The sequence below is a fragment of the Roseateles sp. GW821-FHT09H10 genome (assembly GCF_059415865.1).
The window spans coordinates 113,962-136,869 of the sequence record NZ_JBWKOB010000005.1 but is presented as its reverse complement, the minus strand read 5'-3'; the positions used below and the strand labels follow the sequence as shown (position 1 = coordinate 136,869).

The 22,908-nt window shown below is 68.5% G+C and carries 26 protein-coding genes; 21 read left to right on the top strand and 5 right to left on the bottom strand.

Annotated features, from left to right (window positions below):
* Positions 1–13: 13 nt before the first annotated feature.
* The 11 genes from typA to AC07OY_RS21810 all read left to right on the top strand — a co-directional run bounded on the left by typA (position 14) and on the right by AC07OY_RS21810 (position 11,745).
* Complete coding sequence (gene typA, locus AC07OY_RS21860) at positions 14–1,837, top strand: translational GTPase TypA (RefSeq protein WP_495044690.1); 1,824 nt, start codon at positions 14–16, stop codon at positions 1,835–1,837.
* A 131-nt stretch (positions 1,838–1,968) separates the two neighbouring features.
* Entirely contained in the window at positions 1,969–2,841 is an 873-nt protein-coding gene (locus tag AC07OY_RS21855) for a DMT family transporter (protein WP_495044689.1), read from the top strand.
* Positions 2,838–3,953 (top strand): enoyl-CoA hydratase/isomerase family protein, encoded by a 1,116-nt coding sequence (locus AC07OY_RS21850; RefSeq protein ID WP_495044688.1) that lies wholly within the window; start codon positions 2,838–2,840, stop codon positions 3,951–3,953. Before AC07OY_RS21855 ends, AC07OY_RS21850 begins: the two co-directional genes overlap by 4 nt.
* A gap of 86 nt (positions 3,954–4,039) precedes the next feature.
* Positions 4,040–4,618 carry a lectin-like protein gene (locus tag AC07OY_RS21845; protein WP_495044687.1) on the top strand — a complete coding sequence of 193 codons (579 nt, stop codon included), beginning with the start codon at positions 4,040–4,042 and terminating at the stop codon, positions 4,616–4,618.
* A 123-nt stretch (positions 4,619–4,741) separates the two neighbouring features.
* Positions 4,742–5,695 carry a tRNA dihydrouridine(20/20a) synthase DusA gene (dusA, locus tag AC07OY_RS21840; RefSeq protein ID WP_495045054.1) on the top strand — a complete coding sequence of 318 codons (954 nt, stop codon included), beginning with the start codon at positions 4,742–4,744 and terminating at the stop codon, positions 5,693–5,695.
* Positions 5,696–5,733: 38 nt separating this feature from the next.
* Positions 5,734–6,675 (top strand): MBL fold metallo-hydrolase, encoded by a 942-nt coding sequence (locus AC07OY_RS21835; protein WP_495044686.1) that lies wholly within the window; start codon positions 5,734–5,736, stop codon positions 6,673–6,675.
* Positions 6,650–7,240: a methylated-DNA--[protein]-cysteine S-methyltransferase gene (locus AC07OY_RS21830; protein ID WP_495044685.1), complete on the top strand. Its 591-nt coding sequence runs from the start codon at positions 6,650–6,652 to the stop codon at positions 7,238–7,240. The genes AC07OY_RS21835 and AC07OY_RS21830 overlap by 26 nt, the downstream gene beginning before the upstream one ends.
* Positions 7,241–7,262: 22 nt before the next feature.
* Positions 7,263–8,507: a DEAD/DEAH box helicase gene (locus tag AC07OY_RS21825; protein ID WP_495044684.1), complete on the top strand. Its 1,245-nt coding sequence runs from the start codon at positions 7,263–7,265 to the stop codon at positions 8,505–8,507.
* A complete protein-coding gene (locus AC07OY_RS21820; RefSeq protein WP_495044683.1) occupies positions 8,497–8,961 on the top strand; it encodes a CYTH domain-containing protein in 465 nt (154 codons plus the stop codon). Before AC07OY_RS21825 ends, AC07OY_RS21820 begins: the two co-directional genes overlap by 11 nt.
* 83 nt (positions 8,962–9,044) lie before the next feature.
* Positions 9,045–9,545 carry a hypothetical protein gene (locus tag AC07OY_RS21815; protein WP_495044682.1) on the top strand — a complete coding sequence of 167 codons (501 nt, stop codon included), beginning with the start codon at positions 9,045–9,047 and terminating at the stop codon, positions 9,543–9,545.
* Between the two features lie 109 nt (positions 9,546–9,654).
* Positions 9,655–11,745, top strand: a complete 2,091-nt coding sequence (locus AC07OY_RS21810; protein ID WP_495044681.1) for a TonB-dependent receptor — start codon at positions 9,655–9,657, stop codon at positions 11,743–11,745.
* Between the two features lie 3 nt (positions 11,746–11,748).
* Here the strand turns inward: AC07OY_RS21810 and AC07OY_RS21805 are convergent, their stop codons facing one another.
* The 3 genes from AC07OY_RS21805 to AC07OY_RS21795 form a co-directional block, all read right to left on the bottom strand.
* Complete coding sequence (locus AC07OY_RS21805; protein ID WP_495044680.1) at positions 11,749–12,726, bottom strand: recombination-associated protein RdgC; 978 nt, start codon at positions 12,724–12,726, stop codon at positions 11,749–11,751.
* 60 nt (positions 12,727–12,786) lie between these two features.
* A complete protein-coding gene (locus tag AC07OY_RS21800) occupies positions 12,787–14,118 on the bottom strand; it encodes a PEP-CTERM sorting domain-containing protein (protein ID WP_495044679.1) in 1,332 nt (443 codons plus the stop codon).
* 80 nt (positions 14,119–14,198) lie between these two features.
* Entirely contained in the window at positions 14,199–14,849 is a 651-nt protein-coding gene (locus tag AC07OY_RS21795) for a DsbA family oxidoreductase (protein WP_495044678.1), read from the bottom strand.
* A 140-nt stretch (positions 14,850–14,989) separates the two neighbouring features.
* Here AC07OY_RS21795 and AC07OY_RS21790 point away from each other — a divergent pair, with 140 nt between their 5' ends.
* The 5 genes from AC07OY_RS21790 (at position 14,990) to AC07OY_RS21770 (ending at position 19,930) form a co-directional block, all read left to right on the top strand.
* Entirely contained in the window at positions 14,990–16,294 is a 1,305-nt protein-coding gene (locus AC07OY_RS21790) for a hypothetical protein (RefSeq protein WP_495044677.1), read from the top strand.
* Positions 16,295–16,299: 5 nt separating this feature from the next.
* Positions 16,300–16,734, top strand: a complete 435-nt coding sequence (locus AC07OY_RS21785; protein ID WP_495044676.1) for a hypothetical protein — start codon at positions 16,300–16,302, stop codon at positions 16,732–16,734.
* The gene (locus tag AC07OY_RS21780; protein ID WP_495044675.1) at positions 16,731–18,344 is read left to right on the top strand and encodes a diguanylate cyclase domain-containing protein; all 1,614 of its coding nucleotides are present in this window, start codon (positions 16,731–16,733) and stop codon (positions 18,342–18,344) included. The genes AC07OY_RS21785 and AC07OY_RS21780 overlap by 4 nt, the downstream gene beginning before the upstream one ends.
* A gap of 84 nt (positions 18,345–18,428) precedes the next feature.
* Positions 18,429–19,301 (top strand): glutathione-dependent disulfide-bond oxidoreductase, encoded by an 873-nt coding sequence (gene yghU / locus AC07OY_RS21775; RefSeq protein WP_495044674.1) that lies wholly within the window; start codon positions 18,429–18,431, stop codon positions 19,299–19,301.
* Positions 19,298–19,930 carry a glutathione S-transferase family protein gene (locus tag AC07OY_RS21770; RefSeq protein WP_495044673.1) on the top strand — a complete coding sequence of 211 codons (633 nt, stop codon included), beginning with the start codon at positions 19,298–19,300 and terminating at the stop codon, positions 19,928–19,930. The genes yghU and AC07OY_RS21770 overlap by 4 nt, the downstream gene beginning before the upstream one ends.
* 13 nt (positions 19,931–19,943) lie before the next feature.
* Here the strand turns inward: AC07OY_RS21770 and AC07OY_RS21765 are convergent, their stop codons facing one another.
* Positions 19,944–20,135 carry a hypothetical protein gene (locus AC07OY_RS21765; protein WP_495044672.1) on the bottom strand — a complete coding sequence of 64 codons (192 nt, stop codon included), beginning with the start codon at positions 20,133–20,135 and terminating at the stop codon, positions 19,944–19,946.
* Between the two features lie 283 nt (positions 20,136–20,418).
* Here AC07OY_RS21765 and AC07OY_RS21760 point away from each other — a divergent pair, with 283 nt between their 5' ends.
* Entirely contained in the window at positions 20,419–20,616 is a 198-nt protein-coding gene (locus AC07OY_RS21760; protein WP_495044671.1) for a hypothetical protein, read from the top strand.
* An 89-nt stretch (positions 20,617–20,705) separates the two neighbouring features.
* On the top strand, positions 20,706–21,194 hold the full coding sequence (locus tag AC07OY_RS21755; RefSeq protein ID WP_495044670.1) for a DUF4019 domain-containing protein: 489 nt from the start codon (positions 20,706–20,708) through the stop codon (positions 21,192–21,194).
* A 35-nt stretch (positions 21,195–21,229) separates the two neighbouring features.
* Here AC07OY_RS21755 and AC07OY_RS21750 read toward each other — a convergent pair whose 3' ends face one another.
* On the bottom strand, positions 21,230–21,406 hold the full coding sequence (locus AC07OY_RS21750; RefSeq protein ID WP_495044669.1) for a hypothetical protein: 177 nt from the start codon (positions 21,404–21,406) through the stop codon (positions 21,230–21,232).
* A gap of 284 nt (positions 21,407–21,690) precedes the next feature.
* Here AC07OY_RS21750 and AC07OY_RS21745 point away from each other — a divergent pair, with 284 nt between their 5' ends.
* From AC07OY_RS21745 to AC07OY_RS21735, 3 genes are all read left to right on the top strand, one after another.
* Complete coding sequence (locus AC07OY_RS21745; RefSeq protein WP_495044668.1) at positions 21,691–21,999, top strand: hypothetical protein; 309 nt, start codon at positions 21,691–21,693, stop codon at positions 21,997–21,999.
* 90 nt (positions 22,000–22,089) lie between these two features.
* Complete coding sequence (locus AC07OY_RS21740) at positions 22,090–22,431, top strand: hypothetical protein (protein ID WP_495044667.1); 342 nt, start codon at positions 22,090–22,092, stop codon at positions 22,429–22,431.
* A 6-nt stretch (positions 22,432–22,437) separates the two neighbouring features.
* Positions 22,438–22,893 (top strand): DUF4259 domain-containing protein, encoded by a 456-nt coding sequence (locus AC07OY_RS21735; RefSeq protein WP_495044666.1) that lies wholly within the window; start codon positions 22,438–22,440, stop codon positions 22,891–22,893.
* Positions 22,894–22,908: the final 15 nt, after the last annotated feature.

The window sequence follows — 22,908 nt, the reverse complement described above, 5'->3', positions numbered from 1 at the left end:
TTCAAGCATCACCATGACCACCCCGATCCGCAACATCGCCATCATTGCCCACGTTGACCATGGCAAGACCACCATGGTCGACCAACTGCTGCGCCAGAGCGGCACGTTCGCTGACCACGAAAAGGTCGTCGACACCGTCATGGACAGCAACGCCATCGAGCGCGAGCGCGGCATCACCATCCTGGCCAAGAACTGCGCGGTCAGCTGGGGCGGCACCCACATCAACATCGTCGATACGCCCGGACACGCGGACTTCGGCGGCGAAGTCGAGCGCGCCCTGTCCATGGTGGACGGCGTCGTGCTGCTGATCGACGCCCAGGAAGGCCCGATGCCGCAGACCCGCTTCGTCACGAAGAAGGCGCTGGCCCTGGGCCTCAAGCCCATCGTCGTCGTCAACAAGGTCGACAAGCCCGGCGCCAAGCCCGATGCCGTCATCAACGCCGCGTTCGACCTGTTCGCCAACCTCGGCGCCACCGACGAGCAGCTGGACTTCCCGGTCGTCTACGCTTCCGGCATCAACGGCTGGACGTCGCTGACCGAAGGCGCGCCCGGCGAGCAGTGGGGCCCCGACATGTCGGCGCTGTTCGACACCGTGCTCAAGCACGTGCCGGCCCAGTCGGGTGATCCGGCCGCTCCCCTGCAGCTGCAGATCTCGGCGCTGGACTTCTCCACCTTCGTCGGCCGCATCGGCGTGGGCCGCATCAGCCAGGGCACCATCAAGCCGGGCATGCAGGTCGCCGTCATGGAAGGCCCGGACGGCAAGTCCGTCAATGGCCGCATCAACCAGGTGCTGACCTTCCACGGGCTGGACCGCGTGCAGGTCACGGAAGCCGGCCCGGGCAACATCGTGCTGATCAACGGCATCGAGGACATCGGCATCGGCGTGACCGTGACCGACCAGGCCAACCCCGCGCCTCTGCCCATGCTGAAGGTGGACGAGCCGACGCTGACGATGAACTTCTGCGTCAACACCAGCCCCCTGGCCGGCCGTGAAGGCAAGTACGTCACCAGCCGCCAGATCTGGGACCGCCTGCAGAAGGAACTGCAGCACAACGTGGCCCTGCGCGTCAGCGAGACCGACGAAGACGGCATCTTCGAGGTCTGTGGCCGCGGCGAACTGCACCTGACCATCCTGCTGGAAAACATGCGCCGTGAAGGCTATGAGCTGGCCGTCTCCAAGCCGCGCGTGATGTTCAAGGACGTTGACGGCGAGAAGCAGGAGCCGATGGAGCTGGTCACTGCCGACGTCGAAGAAACCCACCAGGGCGGCGTCATGCAGGCGCTGGGCCTGCGCAAGGGCGAGATGCTGAACATGGAGCCGGACGGCAACGGCCGCGTGCGCCTGGAGTACCGCATCCCCGCGCGTGGCCTGATCGGCTTCGCCAACGAATTCATGAACCTGACCCGCGGATCGGGCCTGATCTCGTCGATCTTCGACGGCTACGAAGCCCACAAGGGCGAGATCGGCGGCCGCAAGAACGGCGTGCTGATCTCCATGGACGATGGCGAAATCTTCACCTATGCCCTGGGCAAGCTGGACGACCGCGGCCGCATGTTCGTCAAGCCCAACGACCCGGTCTACGAGGGCATGATCGTCGGCATCCACAACCGCGACAACGACCTCGTCGTCAACGCGACGCGCACCAAGCAGCTGACCAACTTCCGTGTCTCCGGCAAGGAAGACGCGATCAAGATCACGCCGCCGATCGACCTGACGCTGGAATACGGCGTGGACTTCATCGACGACGACGAACTGGTCGAGATCACGCCCAAGAGCGTGCGGGTGCGCAAACGCTACCTCAGCGAGAACGAGCGCAAGCGAGCGTCGCGCGCTTAAGCGCACGAAGCCCGCTCGCGCCCGTTCTCCGCGCGTGGCGCGGTTAATGTTGGGCTCCCCCCAGCCCCCCTCCAAGAGGGTGGCTCTAGTCAGTTGATTGCCCGCGCCCCTTTTCAGGGGCGCTCTTCTTGATGAGTCACCGTCGCGCTGTTTTGCTGATGCTGCTGGTCACGCTGATGTGGAGTTCGGCGGGGGTGGTCACGCGGCATCTGGAGGCGGCGCGGGGCTTCGAGATCACGTTCTGGCGCAGTGCGTTCAATGCGCTGGCGCTGGTCGTCATCCTCGGCGTCATGCGGGGAAGGGCGCTCTTCGGCGCGATGCGTGGTGTGGCGGTCTGGGCCTCGGGCCTGTGCTGGGCGGTCATGTTCACGGCCTTCATGGTGGCGCTGTCGCTGACGACGGTGGCCAATGTGCTGGTCACGATGTCGCTGTCGCCGCTGTTCACGGCGATCTTTGCGCGCGTCTTCCTGCACCAGCCAATCGCGGCCCGCACCTGGTGGGCCATTGCCGTGGCCGGTGCCGGCATCGCCTGGATGTTTGGCGGCCAGCTCGGTGGGCCTTTGCTCGGCGTGTGGGTCGCCCTGGGCGTGCCGCTGGCCGCGGCGTCCAACTGGTGCCTGCTGCAGAAGGTGGGGCAGGGCAGCGGCACCGACATGCTGCCCGCCGTGCTGATCGGCGCGCTGATCTCCATGGCCGCCACGCTGCCACTGGCCTGGCCGCTGCAGGCCGGCGCCCATGACCTGGGCCTGCTGGCCTTCCTGGGTGTCTTCCAGCTCGCCGTGCCCTGCCTGCTGGCCGTGCGCCTGGCGCGCGAGCTGCCCGGGCATGAGCTGGCCCTGCTCGGCCAGGCCGAAACCCTGCTCGGCGTGCTGTGGGCCTGGGCTTTTGCGGGCGAACACCCAGGCAGCGCGGCCCTGATCGGCGGTAGCCTTGTGCTGGCCGCACTGATCGCCAACGAAGCCTTCGCCCCCTCTCCCGTCAAATCCGTCCCGAAGAACGCATGAACGACCTGATTCCACCCCTGGTGTCCGAAGGCCAGATCCTGGCCGAGGTCAACGGCTGTCTCGGCCTCATCACGCTGAACCGCCCGCAGGCCCTGAACGCGCTGTCGCTGGCCATGATCCGCGACATGACGGCGCTGCTGCGCCACTGGGCCTCGCGCCCCGAGATCCAGGCCGTGGCCGTGCTGGGTGCGGGCCGCGAAGGCAAGGCGCCGGCCTTCTGCGCCGGCGGCGACATCCGCTTCTTCCACCAGGCCGCCCACGCGGGCGACCCGGCCCTGGGTGAATTCTTCACCGAGGAATACCGCCTCAACCACCTGATCCACCACTATCCCAAGCCCTATATCGCGCTGATGGACGGCATCGTCATGGGCGGTGGCATGGGCATCAGCCAGGGCGCCAAGCTGCGCGTGCTGTCCGAGCGCTCCAAGCTCGCCATGCCCGAGACGGCCATCGGCCTCTTCCCCGACGTCGGCGGCGGCTACTTCCTGGCCCAATGCCCGGGCCATGTCGGCGAGTGGCTGGCCCTGACCGGCCAGGCCATCGCGGCGGGTGACGCCATCGAATGGGGGCTGGGCGATGTCTATGTGCCGGCGGCGCAGTGGGCGGATCTCGTCACGGCCTTGCGCGCCAGCCCGCAGCCCAGCGCCGAGCATGTCGTCGCCACCGTCATGGAGCGTGCCGATCTCGCGCCCGCCGCCGATCCCAAGGCCGCCGCGGAGCGCATCGATCGCCACTTCGGCGAGGCGACGCTGGGCGGCATCCTGGCCTCGCTGGCGGCTGCCGGCGACGACTGGGCGCGCCAGACCCATGAGACCCTGCTGACCCGCTCGCCGACCATGATGGCCGTCACGCTGGAGTTGGTGCGCCGCGGCCGCAAGCTCGGCCTGGCCGACGACCTGCGCCTGGAGCGCGACCTCGTGCACCACGCCTTCCACATGCGCGGCGCGGCGCGCAGCGAGACGGTCGAGGGCGTCCGCGCGCTGGCCGTCGACAAGGACCACGCCCCTCGCTGGAGCCCGGCGACGGTGGCCGAGGTGGACGCGGCCGAGGTGGCGGCCTTCTTCGTCAGCCCCTGGGCGCCCGCCGAGCATCCGCTGCGTGACCTGAGCTGAAGCTGTCGCCCCTTGGATCGGGGATTGGCCTCGTGCCCGCTGCTCCAGACACTCGCGGAAATTTCTTACGCTAGACGGAGACATATATGCGCAAGCTGCTCTCGACCGCCCTGCTGGCCGCCGGCCTGATGGCCCAGGCCCACGCTGCCCCGGTGCAGTGGACCGTTGCCTCCGGCGGCAATGACCACTGGTACGAGTTCATCGACTCCAACGTCACCTGGAGCGCCGCACTTGCGGGCGCCCAGGGCATGAGCTTCATGGGCATGTCCGGCTACCTGGCCACGGCCGTGGATGCCGGCGAGAACCGCTTCATCTCCGCCACCGTGGCCCAGGGCGTGCTGGCCTGGCTCAGCGGCTCGGACGATGGCAGCGAAGGCAACTGGTCCTGGCGCGCGGGCCCCGAGAACGGCCAGGCCCTGACCTTCTTCAGCTGGAACGCAGGCGAACCCAACAACTGCTGCAACGGCGAAAACTATCTGCAGACCAACTGGGGCGGCACCGGCCTGTGGAACGACCACGGCGGTCCCGGCAACGGCGGCCAGATCAATGGCTATGTGGTCGAGTTCAGCGGCACGCCGAACCATGTGCCTGAGCCCGCCAGCCTGGCCCTGGTGATGGCTGCCGGCCTGGCCGGTGTCGGCGTCGCCCGTCGCCGCGCCCGCTAAGCCCTCGCGGTTCAGCATTTCTCAACGCCCGCGTCAGCCCGACGCGGGCGTTGCTTTTTTTCGCCCGGGATAATCGGGTCCGTGACTGCCTTGTTTTCTCCCTGGCGCCTCTCCGTCGCTCCGATGATGGATTGGACGGATCGCCATTGCCGCTACTTCCACCGGCTCATCACCCGCAAGACGCTGCTCTACACCGAGATGGTGACGACCGGTGCGCTGCTGCATGGTGACCAGCCCCGTCATCTCGACTTCAACGACGCCGAACACCCGGTCGCATTGCAGCTGGGCGGCAGCGAGCCGGCCGACCTGGCCGCCTGCGCGAAGCTGGCCGAGCGCTGGGGCTATGACGAAGTCAACCTGAACTGCGGCTGCCCCAGCGAGCGCGTGCAGAAAGGCGCCTTCGGGGCCTGCCTGATGGCCGAGCCCCAGCTGGTGGCCGACTGCGTCAAGGCCATGCGCGATGCGACCTCGCTGCCCGTCACCGTCAAGCACCGCATCGGCATCGACAAGATCGAAAGCTACGACTTCGTGCGCGACTTCGTCGCCACCGTCGCCGAGGCTGGCTGCGAGGTCTTCATCGTGCATGCCCGCAATGCCTGGCTGCAGGGCCTGTCGCCCAAGGAAAACCGCGAGATCCCGCCGCTGCGCTATGAGCTGGTGGAGCAGCTCAAGCGCGAGTTCCCGCAGCTGACCATCGCCATCAACGGCGGCCTGAAGACGCCCGACCAGATCGCCGGGCAGCTGGCCGTGCTGGACGGCGTCATGATCGGCCGCGAGGCCTATCACGAGCCCTGGAGCATGGCGCAGTGGGACTCGCGCTTCTTCGGCCAGCCCGACCCCGCCACATCGCGCGAGCAGGTCGAGGACGCCTGGCTGGACTACCTCGAAGTTGTGCATGCCAACGGCCGCTCCTGGTCGCATGCGATGCGCCATGCCCTGGGCCTGTGGAACGGCACGCCGGGTGCCCGCCGTTGGCGCCAGGTCTGGAGCGACCACCGCCTGAAGACGCTGGCGCCGCGCGATGTCGCCAAACAGGCGGCCGCCGCCCGCCTGGCCGGAGCCGCCGTCGCGGCATGACGACCGGCCGCGAGGCCGGTTTCCGCGAGCATCCAGGCATGCGCCTCCTGCTGCTTGCCCTGTCGTTGTGCTGCACCGTCGCCCAGGCCCAGCAGGCCCTGGCTCCCGATGTCCTGCTCCTGCCCGGCGGCTTCGAGGCCGGCCGCCAGCCCGATGGCAACAGCCTGTTGCTCAAGGGCCGCGACGGCTGGCTGCTGATCGACAGCGGACGGCACCGCGCGCATACCGAGGCCGCGCTGAAGGCGGCCGGCGGGCAGGTGAGGGCGGTGCTGAACACGCATTGGCATCTCGACCACCTGGGGGGCAATGCCTGGCTGCGCTCGCAGCTGCCCGGGCTCGAGGTCTGGGCTTCACCCGCCGTGGCCCACGCGCTGGCCGCGCAGGGTTGGCTCGACCGCTACCGCCGCCAGCTCGCCGAGGCGCTGCCGACGGCCCCGGCCGAGCAGGCCGCCGTCATGCGCGTCGACCAGGATCTGCTGAACCAAGCCACGGCCTTGAAGCCTGACCACGAGGTCAGGGCCGCGTCGGTATTGGCGCTGGCCGGCCGCCGCTTGCAGGTCGGCGTCGAGACGGCCGTCAGCGGTGGCGATCTGTGGGTGATGGACACCGCCTCGGGCACGCTGGCCGCGGGTGATCTGGTCACCCTGCCCGTGCCCTTCATGGACACGGCCTGCCCACCGGCCTGGCGCGCGGCCCTGGCGCGACTCTCGGCCCAGCCCTTCAAGCGCCTGGTGCCCGGCCACGGCCCGGTCATGAGCCGTGCCGACTTCGAACGCTGGCGCGGTGGCTATGAGGCCCTGCTGGACTGCGCCGACCAGGGCCTTCACCCGGCTGCCTGCGCCGCCGTCTGGCGCTCACGCGTCGACCCCTGGCTGGACGACGCTGGCCGCGCCCGCGTGAGTGGCATGCTTGGCTACTATTTCAAGACCTTGCTGCAAGCTCCCAAAGATCAACGTGAGCGATTTTGTCGACGATCCTGAGATTGGCCCCGTGCTGCCGCCGGACGAGAAGCTGTGGAGCCACGGCTTCGACACGGCCCTGGGGCGTTGCGGCCTGGTCTGGAGCGCGCGCGGCATCGTCGCCTCGTTGCTGCCCGATGCCAGCCCCGCACGGCTGAAGCGCCGCCACCCGGGCGCGCAGCCGACGGATGAGCTGCCACCCCACATCGCCCGCGCCGTCGACGGCATCCGCGCGCTGCTCGCCGGCGAGGCGAAAGACCTCAGCGACATCGTCCTCGACGAGCGCGGCATCCCTGAGTTCCGCCGCCAGGTGCATGCGCTGACCCGCGCCATCCCGCCCGGCCAGACCCGCACCTATGGCGACATCGCCAATGCACTGGGCCAGCCGGGCGCTGCCCGAGCCGTGGGCCGCGCCGAGGGCGACAACCCCTTCCCGCCCATCGTGCCCTGCCATCGCGTGATGGGCGCGGGCGGCGAACCGACAGGCTTCTCGGCGCCCGGCGGCGTCGAGACCAAGCGGCGCATGCTGCTCATCGAGGCGCGTGCCGTCGGCCAGCTCGCGGGCGACCAGCAGAAGCTGTTCTGAGAGTCAGGCGCGACAATCGCGCATGTCCTTCGCTTCCCTGGGCCTCACGCCCGCCCTGCTGCGCGCCGTGCGCGAACAGGGCTATCACGCGCCGACCGCCGTCCAGTCGGCAGCGCTCCCTCCCATCCTCGCCGGTGCCGATGTGCTGGCCCTGGCCCAGACCGGCTCTGGCAAGACCGCCGCCTTTGCGCTGCCGCTGCTGCAGCGCCTGGTCGCCTCGCCACCCCGGCCCGGCCCGCGTGCGCTGGTGCTGGCGCCCACGCGGGAGCTGGCGGCGCAGACGGCCGAACTGCTGCGCAACGTGGCATCCCTGTTGCTGCACCGGCCCAAGGTGGCCCTGGCCTTTGGCGGCGTGTCCATCAACCCGCAGCTGATGGCCCTGCGCGGCGGCTGCGACGTCATGGTGGCCACGCCGGGCCGCCTGCTGGACCTGATCGACCACAACGGCCTGACGCTGGCAGGCGTCGAATGCCTGGTGCTGGACGAGGCCGACCGCCTGCTCAACCAGGGCTTTGCGGAGGAGCTGCAGCGCCTGCTGGCCCTGCTGCCGGCCAGGCGACAGTCGCTGCTGTTCTCGGCCACCTTCCCGCCCGCGGTCGAGGCCCTGGCCACGCAGCTGCTGCGTGAGCCGGTGCGCATCCAGATCGAGGAAGCGCCACCGCAGATCACCCAGCGCGCCTTCCAGCTGGACCGTGCCCAGCGCCTGCCGGCCCTGCGCCAGCTGCTGAAGGCCGAGGGCTGGAAGCGGGCGCTGGTCTTCGTCGCCAGCCGCTACACGGCAGAGCTGGTGTCGGACAAGCTCTTCGCCCATGGCTTCAAGGCCGGCGTGCTGCATGGCGAGCTGAGCCAGGGCGCGCGCCGCGACGTGCTGGAGGCCTTGAAGAGCGGCCGCGTCGAGGTGCTGGTGGCCACCGATGTCGCCGCGCGTGGCCTGCATGTCGAGGCCCTGGACGCGGTCGTCAACTACGAGCTGCCCCGTTCGGCCGCCGACTACACCCACCGCATCGGCCGCACCGGGCGCGCGGGGGCTCAAGGCACGGCCGTCAGCTTCATCTGCGCTGACGGCGCCGAGAACGCCGAGAGCCACTTCCGTCTCATCGAGAAGCGCCAGGGCCAGCGCGTGGCGCGCGAGCGGCTGGCCGGTTTCGAGCCGCAGGCCGTGGCGACCGAGGCCCAGGCCACCGGTGGCATCAAGAGCACGACGCGCAAGAGCAAGAAGGACAAGCTGCGCGAAGCCGCAGCCAGGGCAGCTGAAGATGGGCATTGAGATCGAGCGCAAGTTCCTCGTCAGCGGTGACGCCTGGCGCCAGCCGGCTTCAGCGCAGACCCGCTTCAGCCAGGGCTATCTGAGCCGCGACCCGGCGCGCACCGTGCGCGTGCGCATCGCTGGCGACAAGGCCTTCCTGACCATCAAGGGCGCGACGCGGGGCGCGACGCGGGCCGAGTTCGAGTACGAGGTGCCGCTGGCCGATGCCCAGGCCCTGCTGGCCCTGTGCGACGGCCCGGTGGTCGAGAAGATCCGCCATCTCTGCCTGTTTGAGGGCATGACCTGGGAGGTCGACGAGTTCCTCGGTGCCAATGCCGGCCTGGTTGTCGCCGAGATCGAGCTCACCGACGAAGGCCAGGTCTTCGCGCACCCCGACTGGCTGGGCGCGGAGGTGACCGGTGATGGCCGCTACGTGAACGCCAATCTGGCGGTCAGGCCCTTCACGAGCTGGTGAAGCTAGGGGGCCGCGCATCCGAAGCGCCCGGGCACGCGTAAGTCTGATGCACCGCCTGGCCCGCTTCCTGCGTCGTCACACCCATGCCTCCCACGCTGTCATCGCTGCTGCACCGAAGTCGCACCGCCGTCCTGGCGCTGCTGCTCGTCGTGCTGCCCTTGCAGGGTGTGGTGCCGCTGGTGGCGGGCCTGCAGGGGCACCGGCATGTGCATACGGGCGCTTCCGGTGCTTCCGTCCTGTCGGGTCTGGCGCAGCCGCTGCGGGCCTTGCTGGATCATCTGCATGCCGCCCAAGACCCGCGGCTCCAGGGGCCCAAGCTGGGCTGGCTGGCGAGCAAGGGGCCTGCGGCGGAGCTGCACGAGCATGGCGGTGTCTTCCACAGGCATTCGGCGGATACCGCCGATGTGCTCGAAGTCGGTGACGCTGCGGACGAAGCCGGGCAAATCGGCGTGACGGCCTTCCTGGCCTGGCTGCCCGGGTCCCTGGCCCTGCCTGCCGTTGCGGGCAGCCCTCGGCCCGACATGGCCGCTCCCGTCTGGCGTGACCGCGTGGTCGTTCCTCCGCTGGTGCCGCCGCGGGGCTGACCGCCGCCGGCGCAGCCTGCGCCACCCAAGCGCCCCTGATTTCCATCCGCGCCGTATCGAGGCGGATGGGCCTGCGCATGCCCGCGGGTCTGCATTGACCGAGATTTCCATGCCCAAGCATCGTCCGACGCTGCTCGCCGCCGCCAGCCTGCTCGCCGTCTCCACCATTCATGCGCAAACCGGGGCGCCCGTCGTCGTCGCCTCAGCCAATCACCTGGAGCGCGTGGAACTGGTGGGCCGCCATTACGACAACGCCATCGGCAGCGCCGATGCCGCCTCGCAGGGCAGCATCCGCGCCGACTTGCTGAAGAGCCGCCCCGCGTTGCGCCCGGGTGAAGTGCTGGAGTTCGTGCCCGGCCTCATCGTGACCCAGCACTCGGGTGACGGCAAGGCCAACCAGTACTTCCTGCGCGGCTTCAACCTCGACCATGGCACCGACTTCGCCACCACCGTCAACGGCCTGCCGGTCAACATGCCCTCGCACGGGCATGGCCAGGGGTACTCGGACCTGAACTTCCTGATTCCCGAACTGGTCGACCGCATCGAGTACCGCAAGGGACCCTATTTCGCGAAGAACGGCGACTTCGCCGCCGCCGGCTCGGCCGACATCGCCTACCGCAACACGCTGGACGAGAGCATCGCCGCCCTGACGCTGGGCCAGCGCCAGTTCCAGCGCTTCGTCGGCGCCGGCTCGACCCATCTGGGCGATCTGCATCTGCTGGGCGCCGTCGAGGTGCAGCACAACGACGGGCCCTGGAAGCTGCCCGAACGCCTGCGCAAGAGCAATGGCGTGCTGACGCTGTCGGGGGGCACGCGCACGCAGGGCTGGAGCGCCAGCCTGATGGGCTATGACGCCAAATGGAACTCGACCGACCAGGTGCCCGAGCGCCTCATAGCCGCCGGCACTTTCAACGGCCAGGCCTTCGGCCGCTTCGACGCCATCGACAAGAGCGACGGCGGCGAGACGCGTCGCAGCAGCCTGTCCGGTGAATGGCATCGCAGCGGCGACGGCGGCGCCACGCAGGTGGCCGCCTATGCGATGAACTACCGCCTCAAGCTGTTCTCCAACTTCACCTATGCGCTGGAGCGCCCCGCCGACGGCGACCAGTTCTCCCAGCAGGACAGGCGCAAGGTCTACGGCTTCAACGCCAGCCACGCCATCGAACACAGGCTGGGTGATCTGCCCGCCAGGAGCGAGATCGGCGTGCAGCTGCGCCACGACCGTGCGCGCGTGGGCCTGTTCGACGCCGTGGAGCGCCGCATCACCGCCACGACGCGGGACGACGAGGTGCGCGAGACCCTGGCCGGCATCCATGGCCAGACCTCCGTCGAGCTGACGCCTTGGCTGCGCGGCGTCATCGGCCTGCGCGCCGACGAAGCGCGCTTCAAGGTGCGCAGCTTCAGCAATGCCGCCAATTCCGGCAGCGCCTCGGCCCATCTGCTGTCGCCCAAGTTCTCGCTGATCGCGGGCCCCTGGGCCAAGACGGAGTTCTTCTTCAACGCCGGCCGGGGTTTCCACAGCAATGATGCGCGGGGCACGACGGCCAGCATCGACCCCAAGACCGGCGACCCGGTGGACAAGGTGCCGGGCCTTGTCGCGGCTCGTGGCATGGAGCTGGGCGCGCGGACCGAATGGGTGCCGGGCCTGCAGAGCTCGCTGGCGCTGTGGAAGCTCGACTTCGATTCCGAGCTCGTCTATGTCGGCGACGCCGGCGCGACCGAGGCCAGCCGGCCAGCCAAGCGCCACGGCATCGAGTGGAACAACCGCTATATCCCGGTCCCCTGGCTGCTCATCGACGCCGACCTGGCCTGGACGCATGCCCGTTTTGCGGACTTCGACCCCGCCGGCAACCGCATCCCCAACGCCGTCGACAAGGTGGGCTCCCTCGCCGTGACCGTGCGCGACCTCGGCCCCTGGTCGGCCAGCCTGCAGTGGCGCTACCTGGGCTCGGGCTCGCTGATCGAGGACAACAGCGTGCGTTCGCGCTCGTCGCTGACCACCAATCTGCGTGTCAGCCGCAAGCTGTGGAAGGGCAGTGAGCTGAGCTTCGACGTCTTCAACCTCGGCAACCGCAAAGTCAACGACATTGAATACTTCTACGAGTCCCAGCTGCCCGGCGAGGCAGCGCCGGTGGCCGACAGGCATGTCCATCCCGCCGAGCCACGCACGGTGCGCGTGACTCTCAAGCTCGGCTTCTGAGGATCACCAGGGCGGTGACTCGCTGAGGGCTTCCTCGGGCACGTTGGCGGGCAGGGCGGCCGGCACCGGCGCCGTGCCCGCGGCGGCGAAGTCATGCTCGCCGCCCAGGCCTTCGATCAGCGCCGGGATCAGCCGGCCCAGCTCGCCGGTGGCCAGGGCCGCGTCGGCATCGAAGGCCTCGTCGCCGCTGGCTTCCGCGCGGCCCTCGAAGGCCAGGTCCAGGAAGCTGATCTTCTTGATCGCAAAGCCCTCGGTCAGCGTGAAGGCGACGCGCTCGTTCCAGCTCAGGGCCAGGCGGGTCGGCATCTTGCCGCTGGTCAGGTGGGCGCGGACCTCGTCGATGTCCAGCGGGTGGCGGGCGTAGCGCACGACGGGCTTCTGCTCGTCGCTGCCCTTGAGCTCGCATTCGCGCTCGATCTGGAAGCCCTCGGGCGTCACGCCGTCCAGCAGCCAGGCGGCCATGCAGGCGGCGGGGCTCTCGGCCGTCTGCACCAGCTGCAGGGACAGGCCGTCGGCGGCCTGGATCAGCAGGGTGACGACCTCGTCGGCGCGGCTGGCGGAGCCGGCGTCGACAAAGAGCAGGCGCTGCTCGGGGGCGACCCACACCCGCGTGGCCGAGGTCTTGGTGAAGGCGCGCGGCAGCAGCTCGTGGGTGGCTTGCTCCTTCAGGTCCTTCTTGGCCTTCTTGCCCGGCTTGCGGCCGGTCTGGGCCTCGATCTGTTCGGCCAGCTCGTCGATGCGCTCCTGCACGACCGAGGAGGGCAGCAGGCGCTGCTCGCGCTTGAGCTTGAGCAGCCAGTGGCCGTCGATGACCTCGACGAGGGGGGCATGCTCGATGTCGCGCGGCGGGGCCCAGCCCACGGCCAGGGGCTGGGTCGGGGCGCAGGCCAGGAAGGGTTCCTTGGCCAGCTTGTCGGCCAGTTGGGTGGCGTCGGGCTGCCAGCCCTCGCCAATGCGATAGACGATGAGGTTCTTGAACATGGGCTCTGGAGAAACAAGAAGCCCGCCAGCGGCGGGCTTTGGAACGCAGGCCCCATTGTCTCAGGTCCGCCGGCGGCGCCAGGCCAGCAGGCCGGCGGTGCCGGCCATCCACAGCCAGTAAGTCGCAGGTTCCGGCACGGCGGTGGTGATGGCCTGCATGGTGCCGGTGAAGCTGCCTTCGGCGACAAAGGTGAGGCCTGTGACGAAGCCGGTCACGTCGAAGGCGTTGACATTGGCCGAAGCCTCGATGCCGCGGATCTGGAAGCGGTCGACGCCGCTGGCGAAGCCGTGGGCCGTGAAGTCGAAGCTGGCGCCGGCGGCCAGGGCGCTTTCGCTCATCTGCCAGGCGCCGCCGCTCCAGGTCCAGACCTCGTAGAGGCCGTTGCCGACGCTGCTCGGCACTTGCACGGTCTTGAAATTGGGGTCTCCGGCGCCGGTCGCATAGCTGAAGCCGGTGGCGACGACGGGGTCGATGAAGGTGACCTCGTTGGGGCCGACGTTGGCGACGTTGAAGCCATAGACCGGCCCGGCCAGCAGGCCGCTGGTCGTCGGCACCGGCGCCAGCGTGGGCAGGGCGATGTTGCTGACGCCGGCCGGCAGCGTGGCCGGGTTGATGGGGGTGAAGTCGAAATAGGAGCTGGAGCGCGAGACCACGCTGCCATCGGTGCGGGTGTGCGCCAGGTCGATGCTGATGGAATAGCTCGTGCCATAGCTGAGCACGCCGGCGGGCATCGCGAAGCTGGTGCTCGACAACGCGGCGCTCTGCCAGATCAGGTCGGACTGCAGGAAGCTGCGCGGCTGGCCCTGGCGGGACTGCACGGTGACCTTGTGGTCGTTGTCCTGGACGCGGATGCGCATCGTGTCGATGCCGTCGGGCGTGCTGCCGGGCAGGACCCAGCTGATCGTCGGCGTCAGGCCCGAGCCGCTGACAGTCATGGACTGCACGAAGGGCATGGCGCCGGCGCTGCCCACGGTGGGCGTCTGGACGATCAGCGTGTTGCTGCCCAGGAAATTGGACGCCGTCGACAGCACGAGGTGGCGCGCGCCGGTCAGCGACGCCTGGTAGGGCGTGGACGCGAAGTACTGGTGGGGCAGCAGGGTCCAGTCGCGCTCGTACAGGCCCTGCCAGTCCCAGTCGGGGTCGGTGGTGTAGGAGCCGCAGACCCGGCCGGTGGGGCAGATGCCCGAGGTGCCGTAGACATAGGCGCCCGGGTTGCTCGCCGGCGCCAGCACGTTCTGGATGCCCCAGACCAGGATGTCGCCCGTCGCATGGTTGCCGCTGTTGGCACTGTTGGCCTGGCGGATGTGGAAGGGCGACTGCGCCGTGGGTGGTTCGGCCAGCGCGGTGGCCGTCGCCAGCAGGCCGCAGAGGAGGGCGGGCAAGGTCTTCATTGTTGGACTCCCTGAACAGGAGCCCAGCCTAGCGACCGCCCGGTGGCGACGCACCCCCTCCCGAGGGGGCATCGCGCCCCTCAGGCGAGCCGGGGCTCGGCCATGACCTGGCGCAGCAGCTGCTCGAAGACTTCCACCGACTGGCCGCCCTGGATCAGGTGGCGCTGGTTGACGATGATGGCCGGCACGGCGTGGATGCCCTGGGCATGCACTTCCGCTTCGGCGGCCTGGACCTCTTCTGCATAGCGCTGGCCAGCAAGCAGTTCGCGGGCCTCGCCCTCGGGCAGGCCGGCCGCCGTGGCCAGCGCCAGCAGCACGGCGTGATCGGACACGTCGCGGCCGTCGCTGAAATAGGCCTTCAGCATCGCCACCTTCAGCGTGCGCTGCACCGCGCCACCGAAGGCCTCGTCGGCCCAGTGCAGCAGGCGGTGGGCGTCGCGCGTGTTGTAGATGCGGCTGCGCGCCTCCATGCTGAACTCGAAGCCCAGGGCCGCGCCGCGCTCGCGGATGGCCTGGCGCGTGCCGGCCAGCTGGGCCGGGCTGGCGCCGTATTTCTGCGCCAGGTGCTCCTCGATGTCCTGGCCCTCGGGCCCCATGCCGGGATTGAGCTCGAAGGGATGGAAGTGCAGGTCCAGTTCCAGCCCGGGGATGCGGGCGGCCGCGGCTTCCAGCGAATACAGGCCAATGGCGCACCACGGGCAGACGATGTCGGAGATGAAGTCGATACGCATATGTGGCATTTTCACGGGTCCGAAATGCCCCCGGGTTTGCAAGCCTGACCCAAGCGTGATGGGGTTGCAATTGATTGCGGCGGCGCTTGTTGCACGAAGCGGTGCGAGGCTAATAATGGGTTTGAAGCAGCAAACACGCCATGCCCTTGCAGATTCAGGACCTCTTCACCCGCCGCACATCTGGCCTGCTCGCCGGCCTCATCGCGCTGGCCGCGATGGGCATGGCCCAAGCGCAGGAAGTCGACCGCCCAGCCGGCGCCTCGGGTCTGCGCTTCAGTGGTTTCGGCAGCTTGGGGCTGAGCCACGTGGACGCCCCTGCCGGGTGGGGTTATCGGCGCGAGCTGACCCAGGGTGGCAGCGACGAGCGCTGGCGTGCCGATGTCGACACGCGGCTGGGCGTGCAGCTGAACTACAGCCTGGGCAGCCAGTTCGAGCTCGTTGCCCAGGCCATCGCCAAGAAGCGCGGCGCCTTTGCCCGCGACACCGATGCGCTGGAATGGGCCTATGCCAGCTACAGGCCCAATGCGGACTGGACGCTGCGCGCCGGCCGCGTCAATCTGGACGCCTTCCTGATGGCCGACTACCGCAATGTCGGCTTCGGCTTCATGACGGCGCGCCCTCCCGTCGAGCTTTACGGCATGCTGCCGACGACGCTGGATGGCGCCGACGTGGCGCGCAGCTGGTTCGTCGGCGATGCCCAATGGCGAGCCAAGCTGGTGTTCGGCAAGGCGGGCATTGGCGACTACGACACGGCCAAGCCGGGCAGCACGCGGGATGTGCTGGGTCTGATGCTGTCGCGCGAGGAAGGCGGCCTGCTGGTGCGCGCCAGCGTCGCACGCACGCGCATCCACATCGACCTCAGCGACTATGGCCCGGCCCTGGACGCTCTCGGTCAGTTCGCCAATCTGCCGATTCCCGTGGTGGCAGATCAGGCGCGGTTGCTGCGCGACCGCGTCGGCGTCACCCCGACCAAAGCCCTCTTCACCGAGGTGGGCCTGCGCCATGAACTGGCGGATTGGCAATGGAGTGCCGAGCTGGTTCACATTGCCGCCGATCCGCTGATCAAGCAGCTCTCGGGCTATGTGACGGCCGGCCGCCGCTTCGGCGACTGGACGCCCTTTGTCGGCTATGGCCGCTCGCGCGACACCATGCCCGTCGTCGGCCAGCCCGAATGGCAGGCCGCGCTGACGCCCGTCATCGGCCCCGCCGGGGCGGCGCAGGCGCAGATGCTGGGCAGCTTCGTCACGGCCTCCGTCAACAGCTCGCGCGTGCGGCAGTCGACCTGGTCGATAGGCGCACGCTGGGACTTCCACCCCCAGGCCGCGCTGAAGCTGCAATGGGACGAAAGCCGCATCGAGGCCTTCGGCTCGGGCCTGTGGACCCGGGCCGATGCAAGTCCGGCGCGCTCGCGCGTCGCGACGGCCGTCGTGGACTTCATCTTCTGAAGGCCATGGGCATCCGCAACTTCCTTTCCCTCGCCCTGCTGGCCTGTGTGCTGCCGGCGCGCGCCGACTTCTACATCGTCGTGCACGCCAGCAACCCGCAGCGCAGCCTGACGCAGAAGGAGGCGGTCGATCTCTTCATGGGCCGCAGCCGCGCCTTCGCCAACGGCGAGTTCGCGCTGATCTTCGACCTGCCCCGCGACAACCCGCACCGCGCCGCCTTCTACAAGGCCCTGACCGGCATGAGCGTGGCCCAGGTCAACAGCTACTGGTCCCGGCTGATGTTCTCCGGCCAGAGCCAGCCTCCCCAGGCCCTGGCGGACGAGGCGGCCATGATGGGCATGTTGCGCCGCAACCCGGGCGCCCTGGGCTGGCTCAGCCGCGAGCCGACCGAGCCGGGCCTGCGAGCCGTGCTGGTGATCAAGGAAGCCGCCAACCCATGACGCCTACCGCAGCGCCTCGCGTCCGCGGCGCGAACAGCCTGCAGCTGCGTTTCATGCTGGTGGTGTTTGCCAGCGCCACGCTGCTGGCCCTCGTCGTGGCCACCGTCGCCTACCAGCTCAGCCAGGCGCGAGCCTTGGCCAGCGGCCGCAGCAGCGTGGAGTCGCTGGCCACGGCCGTCGAGAAGACGCTGGCCATCGGCGCCTATGCCCGCGATGCGGTGCTGCTGCAGGAGGTGGCGGAAGGCCTGGTGCGCAATGAGCTGGTGGACGTGGTGGCCGTCGTGGGCGCCGATGGCAGCGCCTTGGTCAAGGTGGTGCGGCCCGGCGCCGTCGAACACCTGGGCGCCACCTTGCTGACGCGCCCGCTGATGTCGCCCTTCGACGCCAAGGAAAGCCTCGGCCAGCTGCGCATCCACCTGAACGACGCCAAGGTCAGGGCCGACGCGGACCGCGAGGCCTACACGCTGGCGGCCGTCATGGCCGGGCAGGCCGCGCTGCTGGCCTTCGTGCTGTATCTGGTGGCGGCCCGCATGGTGTCCAGCCCCATCGTCCGCCTGGCGAGTGCGCTGCGCCGCATGACGCCCGGCTCGGGTGAGCGGCTGGAAACACCTCCCAGCCACGCACGCGACGAGATCGGCGTGCTGATCGCCGGCGCCAATGAGCTGCTGGACAGCAATGAGCGCCAGCTCAAGGTGGAGCGCAAGCTGCGCGCCGAGGTCGAGTCCATGGAGGCCCAGTACCGCCAGATCTTCGACTCCAGCAGCGCCGGCATCTTCGTGCTCAACGAGGGCGGCCGCCTCATCAACGGCAATCCGACGGTGTCGCGCGTCGTCGGCCTGCCCATGAACGAGCTGCGCACCCTCAGCGAGGACGACTTCATCTCGCGCGTGTTCAGCCGCCCCGAGCAGGTCCGGCAGATGATCGACGACGCCGTGAGGCGCGGCGAGACCATGTCGGCCGACCTGGAGCTGGTGCAGGTCGGCGAGGAAAGACGCTGGGTGCATTGCCTGATCTCGGTCCAGCAGTTGGACGGGCAGACGGTCGAGGGTGTCATCTACGACATCACCGAGCGCAAGAGCGACGAGAACGAGGTGCGCCACCGCGCCGAGCACGATGCGCTGACGCAGCTGAAGAACCGCGCGGCGGGTCAGGCCACGCTGGAACGTTTTGTCGCCGACGCCGCCTCGCGCGGCGCCGCCCTCAGCGTGCTGTGCATCGACCTGGACGGCTTCAAGCAGGTCAACGACACCCACGGCCACCAGAGTGGCGACGAGGTGCTGATCGCCTGCGCCGAGCGCATGCGCATCGCCGTGCGGCGCTCCTCCGACCTCGTGGCCCGCCTGGGCGGCGACGAGTTCCTCATCGCGCTGCGCGATGTCGGCCCCGAGGACGCGGTGCTGGTCCAGGTCATGCGGGCCCTGCTGGACGGGCTGTCGTTGCCCATCCGGCTGTCCACCGGCGAGGAGGTTCGTGTCGGAGTCAGCATCGGGGCGGCCTGCCTGCCGTCTCATGGCATGAACCCGCAAGACCTGGTGCGCGCCGCCGACGACGCGCTGTATCACGTCAAGCGCAACGGCAAGCAGGCCTTTGCCCTGGCCTTGACGCCCTGATTCCCTGGCACTGGAAGGCCGTACGGCTTCCAGGTGCATGCAAGCGTGGTTACCGTGCGGCATTGCCAACGCTCTGCCCCTCGCATGACCGACGCCTACACCCCGCCCCAGGTCTGGACCTGGAACCAGAACAACGGCGGCCAGTTCGCCAGCATCAACCGCCCGGTGGCCGGCGCCACGCACGACAAGGCCCTGCCGGTGGGCCGCCATCCCCTGCAGCTCTATTCCCTGGGCACGCCCAACGGCATCAAGGTCACGGTCATGCTGGAGGAGCTGCTGGCCCTGGGCCATGCCGGCGCCGAGTACGACGCCTGGCTCGTTCGCATCAACGAGGGCGAGCAGTTCGGCAGCGGCTTCGTCGAGACCAACCCCAATTCCAAGATCCCGGCCCTGGTGGATCGCAGCGGTGCGGAACCGGTGCGGGTGTTCGAGTCGGGCGCCATCCTCGTCTACCTGTCCGAGAAGTTCGGCGGTGCCTTCCTGCCCGAGAGCGGCATGGCGCGGGCCGAGGCCCTGAGCTGGCTGTTCTGGCAGATGGGCAGCGCGCCCTTCCTGGGCGGCGGCTTCGGCCATTTCTATGCCTATGCGCCGACCAAGCAGGAATACCCCATCGACCGCTACGCCATGGAGGTCAAGCGCCAGCTCGATGTGCTGAACCGCCACCTGGCCGAGCGCCGCTATCTGGCCGGTGATCAGTACAGCATCGCCGACATGGCCACCTGGCCCTGGTATGGCGCCCTGGCCAAGGGCCAGCTCTATGGCGCGGGCGAGTTCCTGGCCGTGCACGAGTACGCGCACGTCATCCGCTGGGCCGACGAGATCGCGCAGCGCCCGGCCGTCAAGCGCGGCCGCAAGGTCAACCGCACCTGGGGCGAGCCGTCCAGCCAATTGCATGAACGCCATGAGGCCAGCGATTTCGAGCTGAAGACGCAGGACAAGCTGGCGGCCACGCCATGAGCCTCGTCCTCTACGACTGCGCCACCGCGCCCAGCCCGCGCCGGGCGCGCATCTTCCTGGCCGAGAAGGGCGCGCCGCACGAGACCGTGCAGGTCGACCTGCGCAACGGCGAGCAGATGAGTGAGGCGTTCCGGCGCATCAATCCGCAATGCACGGTGCCGGCCCTGGTGACCGGCGAGGGCCCGGTGTTGGCCGACAACGCCGCCATTGCTGCCTACCTGGAGGCGCGCTTTCCCGAGCCGCCGCTGCTGGGCCGCACGCCGCTGGACAAGGCCGACATTGCCGGCTGGCAGTCTCGCGTCGAGTTCGAGGGTCTGGTCGCCATTGCCGAGGCCTTCCGCAACAGCAGCCCGGCCATGGCGGGGCGGGCGCTGACGGGGCCGGTCGACTATGCCCAGATCCCCGAACTCGCCGAACGCGGCCTGGCGCGCGTGAAGGCCTTCTTCGCGACGCTGGAAGCGCATCTGGCGGGGCGGGACTTCATTGCGGCGGGGCAGTTCAGCATCGCCGACATCACGGCGGTGGTGGCGGTGGATTTCGCGCGGGTCGTGAAGGTCAAGATCGGGGACGAGCATCCCCACCTGAGGCGCTGGCGGGAGGGGATGCAGGCGCGGGGGACAATGGGGTAAGGGCGCGACGCGCTCAAGCCTGCAGCGCGTCGAGAGGGCTGCTCACGGCCCCGCCGCCCAGCTTGAGCACCTGGGTGTAGATCATCGTCGTGGCGACGTCGGCCGTGGCCGAGCAGGTCCTGCACGGTGCGGATGTCGGTGTCGGACTGCAGCAGATGCCCAGCAGGGCCTGCTGCGCGGGCGTCTGCACGGGGACGAAGCGCATGTGCGGCCGGCCGGCGGTTTCGCAGAGGTCATTGATACATGCGCGATGGATCGAAACGCCGCGGATTGAATGCAGTCACGCGAATGGCGGAGCAGCGGGTCTCTGAGGCGGCCAAGGGCAGGTTCGGCTGAGGGCGCGGCCTCAGCCTTTCATCGATGGTGCCGCTGCTTCGCCTGACTCTGCGGGGAAGTCCGGGAAGCTGTTGGGCCGTGCGGCTGCAAGAATCCTTCACTTCAGCGACACGAAGATGCGGCGCAACAGCACGCCGCCATGGGAGGAACACATGGGCTCTTTCAGTATCTGGCATTGGCTGATCGTCCTGTTCTGGCTGGCCTTGTTCCTCGTGCCGGCGTGGCGTATCGCGGCAAAGGCGGGATTCCCGGGCGCGCTTTCCCTCCTGCTGCTCATTCCTTTGGTGAATCTGGTGGTGATCTGGGTGTTCGCCTTCGTGAGGTGGCCGGTTGAAAGGCCGAACGCCTGACCTGGCACTTGAACCCGCCCGCATCGCCGGGCCGACGCTTGCAGCTCGACTTGCGGCCTCCCTTGACCTCGAACGCCAGACTTCAAGCCATGAAAACCATCGCAGTCATCCTCCTCTCAGCCCTTGTGCTGGCCGGCTGCCAGAAGGAGGCGAAAACTCCGGTGAAGCCGGATCAACTGGAGGCGGGCCTCAACGCCGAGCAGGCCGCGGTCGCCAGGTCCGCGTCGGAGCTGCTGGCCCTCATCGATGCGGGAAGCATCGAGGCGACCTGGGAGCATACGAGTCCCCTGCTGCGAGAGAACACGAACAAGCTCACCTGGGTTGCGGGCATCACGACGCTGCGCGCAGCCGTGGGCGAGAAGAGCTCGCGCCGCGTGAAGCAGGTGGGCTTTGCTGACCAGATGGAAGGCGCGCCCCCAGGCGAGTACGCCGCGATCTTCATCGACACCGACTTTTCGCGGGTCAGCGTCGAGGAGAAAGCTGTCTTTCACAAGCATGAGGGCCGATGGAAGGTTGTCGGCTACTTTCTGTCCAAGAAATACGCTGCAAAGCCCTCGGCCTCGTCGCCAAGCCCCTGAGCCTGCGGGATGCCCGCAAGGGCGGCCAGAGCCGCTCAAGCCGAACGCCCGACCTGGCAAGACCCGATGCGCGACTGCAATCCATTTGAGCCTCCCGGCGCTGATGTCGAGCGGGTATCGGAGCCGCGCGCGTCCAGGATGCTCGTGGCCATCGGATCGGTTGTCGTTGTCTGGGTCACGGTGTCCCCGATCATCTGGTTGAACAGCTTCATCGAGTTGACTGGCGTTCTACCTCCGGAAGCTCACCTGCTGCAACCTGTGGCCCTGTCAGCCGTTGCGCTGGCCGCGTCGCCGTTCCTGATTCGGCGCAGTCCCCCGGCGGCGCTTGCAGTCATCGGGCTTTCGGTCGCTGTGGCGGCATCCCTTTTCTGGCACACGCCCATGTTCCGGGATGGGGTGGCCATCAACGCCTGTGCGCTGTCAGCCGTGGGCTTGGTGTCCTGGCTTCGTTTCACAGGGCGGCGGCCTGCGAGGCGCGGCGCCTGACCACTCCGACATGAAGATCGAAAATGCACTCCCCCGAATACTTGCCAGATCGCCAGGAGCAGATGCCATGAAGTGTCCTCATTGCTCAACAAGCATTGGGTTGTTCTCCAAGGAGATGAACTCGTTTGGGAAGACCAAGGTCTGCCCGCATTGCGGAAAAGGGATCAAGCTGGCCCTCATTCACAGCAGGTTTGCACTGGCCTTCATCCCCGTTGCCGTTGTAGCCATGATCCTTGGGCTGAGCGGGCCGCTCGCGGCGGGCATTGCCGGTGGCGTAGGCGCTGCGTTCGGCATGGGGCTCAAGAGTACCGAGACCTAACCTTTGCATCCAGAGAGCGCCGTCCAGCAAGCCGGGCACCCGTTCCAGCGGATCTCCGGACCCATCCATACACCCCGCATTCCAGCAAGCATGAAAAGCTTCCTCGTCGTCCTGGCCATCTGCGCCGCAGTTTCTGCTGCTCTCGCGGCATTCAATGGGTGGAGCCTGGCGGCGCTCATCGATCTTGGCTCCTACGTCGGGGCCGCCAGCCTGGCCTTGGGCGCATGGCGCATGTACAGCAGCAACGACGCGCTGGATGACGCGCAAGCGATGCAGCATCTTCAAAACCTGAACGCCGTCCGCTCCGGACAGCCAGCACCCCATCGGCAATTCGTGGGTCAGGCGCTCTCGACGGGCCCGCTGTTCTTCGCTGGGCTGGTCTGGCTGGTCTTGCTTCATTCGGTCAGGTACGGGTTCGGCATCAGTCTGTAATTCTTCATGTCACGTCTCTTCGCACTGGTCCTGTTCTTCTTGCTTTCGGCATCCGCAGTCGCTGGCGCGTGGGGCGAAGGCAGCTTCGAGAACGACGATGCGCTCGACTGGGCGATCGAATGTGCGCAAAGCAGCGGGGCCAAGGTGGTCGCTGCAACGCTGAACGCAGCGACGAAAGCGACGTATCTCGAAGCACCGGAGGCCTCTGCGGCGGTGGCGGCCGCAGAGGTCGTCGCTGCTGCGGCAGGAAAGCCGAGCGCCAGGCTTCCCAAGGAGCTTCAAGCATGGCTCGCCCGCCAATCGAAAGCGGAGCTGGCCAGCTTGGCACCGTTGGCACGCCAAGCCATCAAGAAAGTGCTGGACCCCCAGTCTTCCGAGCTCAAGCAGCTCTGGTCGGAAGGGAAGAGGACCAAGGCCTGGGAATCGAGCATCGCCGAGTTGGCGTCCCGCCTTGCAAGCTAGGCAACCCCAAACAAA

Coding starts and splice junctions, on each gene's coding strand:
- AC07OY_RS21785 (WP_495044676.1), top strand. CDS start 16,300: ATGGGCATCCGCAACTTCCTTTCCCTCGCCCTGCTGGCCTGTGTGCTG.
- AC07OY_RS21800 (WP_495044679.1), bottom strand. CDS start 14,118: ATGAAGACCTTGCCCGCCCTCCTCTGCGGCCTGCTGGCGACGGCCACC.
- AC07OY_RS21760 (WP_495044671.1), top strand. CDS start 20,419: ATGGGCTCTTTCAGTATCTGGCATTGGCTGATCGTCCTGTTCTGGCTG.
- AC07OY_RS21750 (WP_495044669.1), bottom strand. CDS start 21,406: ATGAAGCTGTTCAACCAGATGATCGGGGACACCGTGACCCAGACAACG.
- AC07OY_RS21735 (WP_495044666.1), top strand. CDS start 22,438: ATGTCACGTCTCTTCGCACTGGTCCTGTTCTTCTTGCTTTCGGCATCC.
- AC07OY_RS21745 (WP_495044668.1), top strand. CDS start 21,691: ATGAAGATCGAAAATGCACTCCCCCGAATACTTGCCAGATCGCCAGGA.
- AC07OY_RS21755 (WP_495044670.1), top strand. CDS start 20,706: ATGAAAACCATCGCAGTCATCCTCCTCTCAGCCCTTGTGCTGGCCGGC.
- AC07OY_RS21845 (WP_495044687.1), top strand. CDS start 4,040: ATGCGCAAGCTGCTCTCGACCGCCCTGCTGGCCGCCGGCCTGATGGCC.
- AC07OY_RS21825 (WP_495044684.1), top strand. CDS start 7,263: ATGTCCTTCGCTTCCCTGGGCCTCACGCCCGCCCTGCTGCGCGCCGTG.
- AC07OY_RS21815 (WP_495044682.1), top strand. CDS start 9,045: ATGCCTCCCACGCTGTCATCGCTGCTGCACCGAAGTCGCACCGCCGTC.
- dusA (WP_495045054.1), top strand. CDS start 4,742: ATGATGGATTGGACGGATCGCCATTGCCGCTACTTCCACCGGCTCATC.
- AC07OY_RS21780 (WP_495044675.1), top strand. CDS start 16,731: ATGACGCCTACCGCAGCGCCTCGCGTCCGCGGCGCGAACAGCCTGCAG.
- AC07OY_RS21855 (WP_495044689.1), top strand. CDS start 1,969: ATGAGTCACCGTCGCGCTGTTTTGCTGATGCTGCTGGTCACGCTGATG.
- AC07OY_RS21835 (WP_495044686.1), top strand. CDS start 5,734: ATGCGCCTCCTGCTGCTTGCCCTGTCGTTGTGCTGCACCGTCGCCCAG.
- AC07OY_RS21805 (WP_495044680.1), bottom strand. CDS start 12,726: ATGTTCAAGAACCTCATCGTCTATCGCATTGGCGAGGGCTGGCAGCCC.
- AC07OY_RS21765 (WP_495044672.1), bottom strand. CDS start 20,135: ATGCGCTTCGTCCCCGTGCAGACGCCCGCGCAGCAGGCCCTGCTGGGC.
- yghU (WP_495044674.1), top strand. CDS start 18,429: ATGACCGACGCCTACACCCCGCCCCAGGTCTGGACCTGGAACCAGAAC.
- AC07OY_RS21850 (WP_495044688.1), top strand. CDS start 2,838: ATGAACGACCTGATTCCACCCCTGGTGTCCGAAGGCCAGATCCTGGCC.
- AC07OY_RS21820 (WP_495044683.1), top strand. CDS start 8,497: ATGGGCATTGAGATCGAGCGCAAGTTCCTCGTCAGCGGTGACGCCTGG.
- AC07OY_RS21795 (WP_495044678.1), bottom strand. CDS start 14,849: ATGCGTATCGACTTCATCTCCGACATCGTCTGCCCGTGGTGCGCCATT.
- AC07OY_RS21810 (WP_495044681.1), top strand. CDS start 9,655: ATGCCCAAGCATCGTCCGACGCTGCTCGCCGCCGCCAGCCTGCTCGCC.
- AC07OY_RS21740 (WP_495044667.1), top strand. CDS start 22,090: ATGAAAAGCTTCCTCGTCGTCCTGGCCATCTGCGCCGCAGTTTCTGCT.
- AC07OY_RS21770 (WP_495044673.1), top strand. CDS start 19,298: ATGAGCCTCGTCCTCTACGACTGCGCCACCGCGCCCAGCCCGCGCCGG.
- AC07OY_RS21790 (WP_495044677.1), top strand. CDS start 14,990: ATGCCCTTGCAGATTCAGGACCTCTTCACCCGCCGCACATCTGGCCTG.
- typA (WP_495044690.1), top strand. CDS start 14: ATGACCACCCCGATCCGCAACATCGCCATCATTGCCCACGTTGACCAT.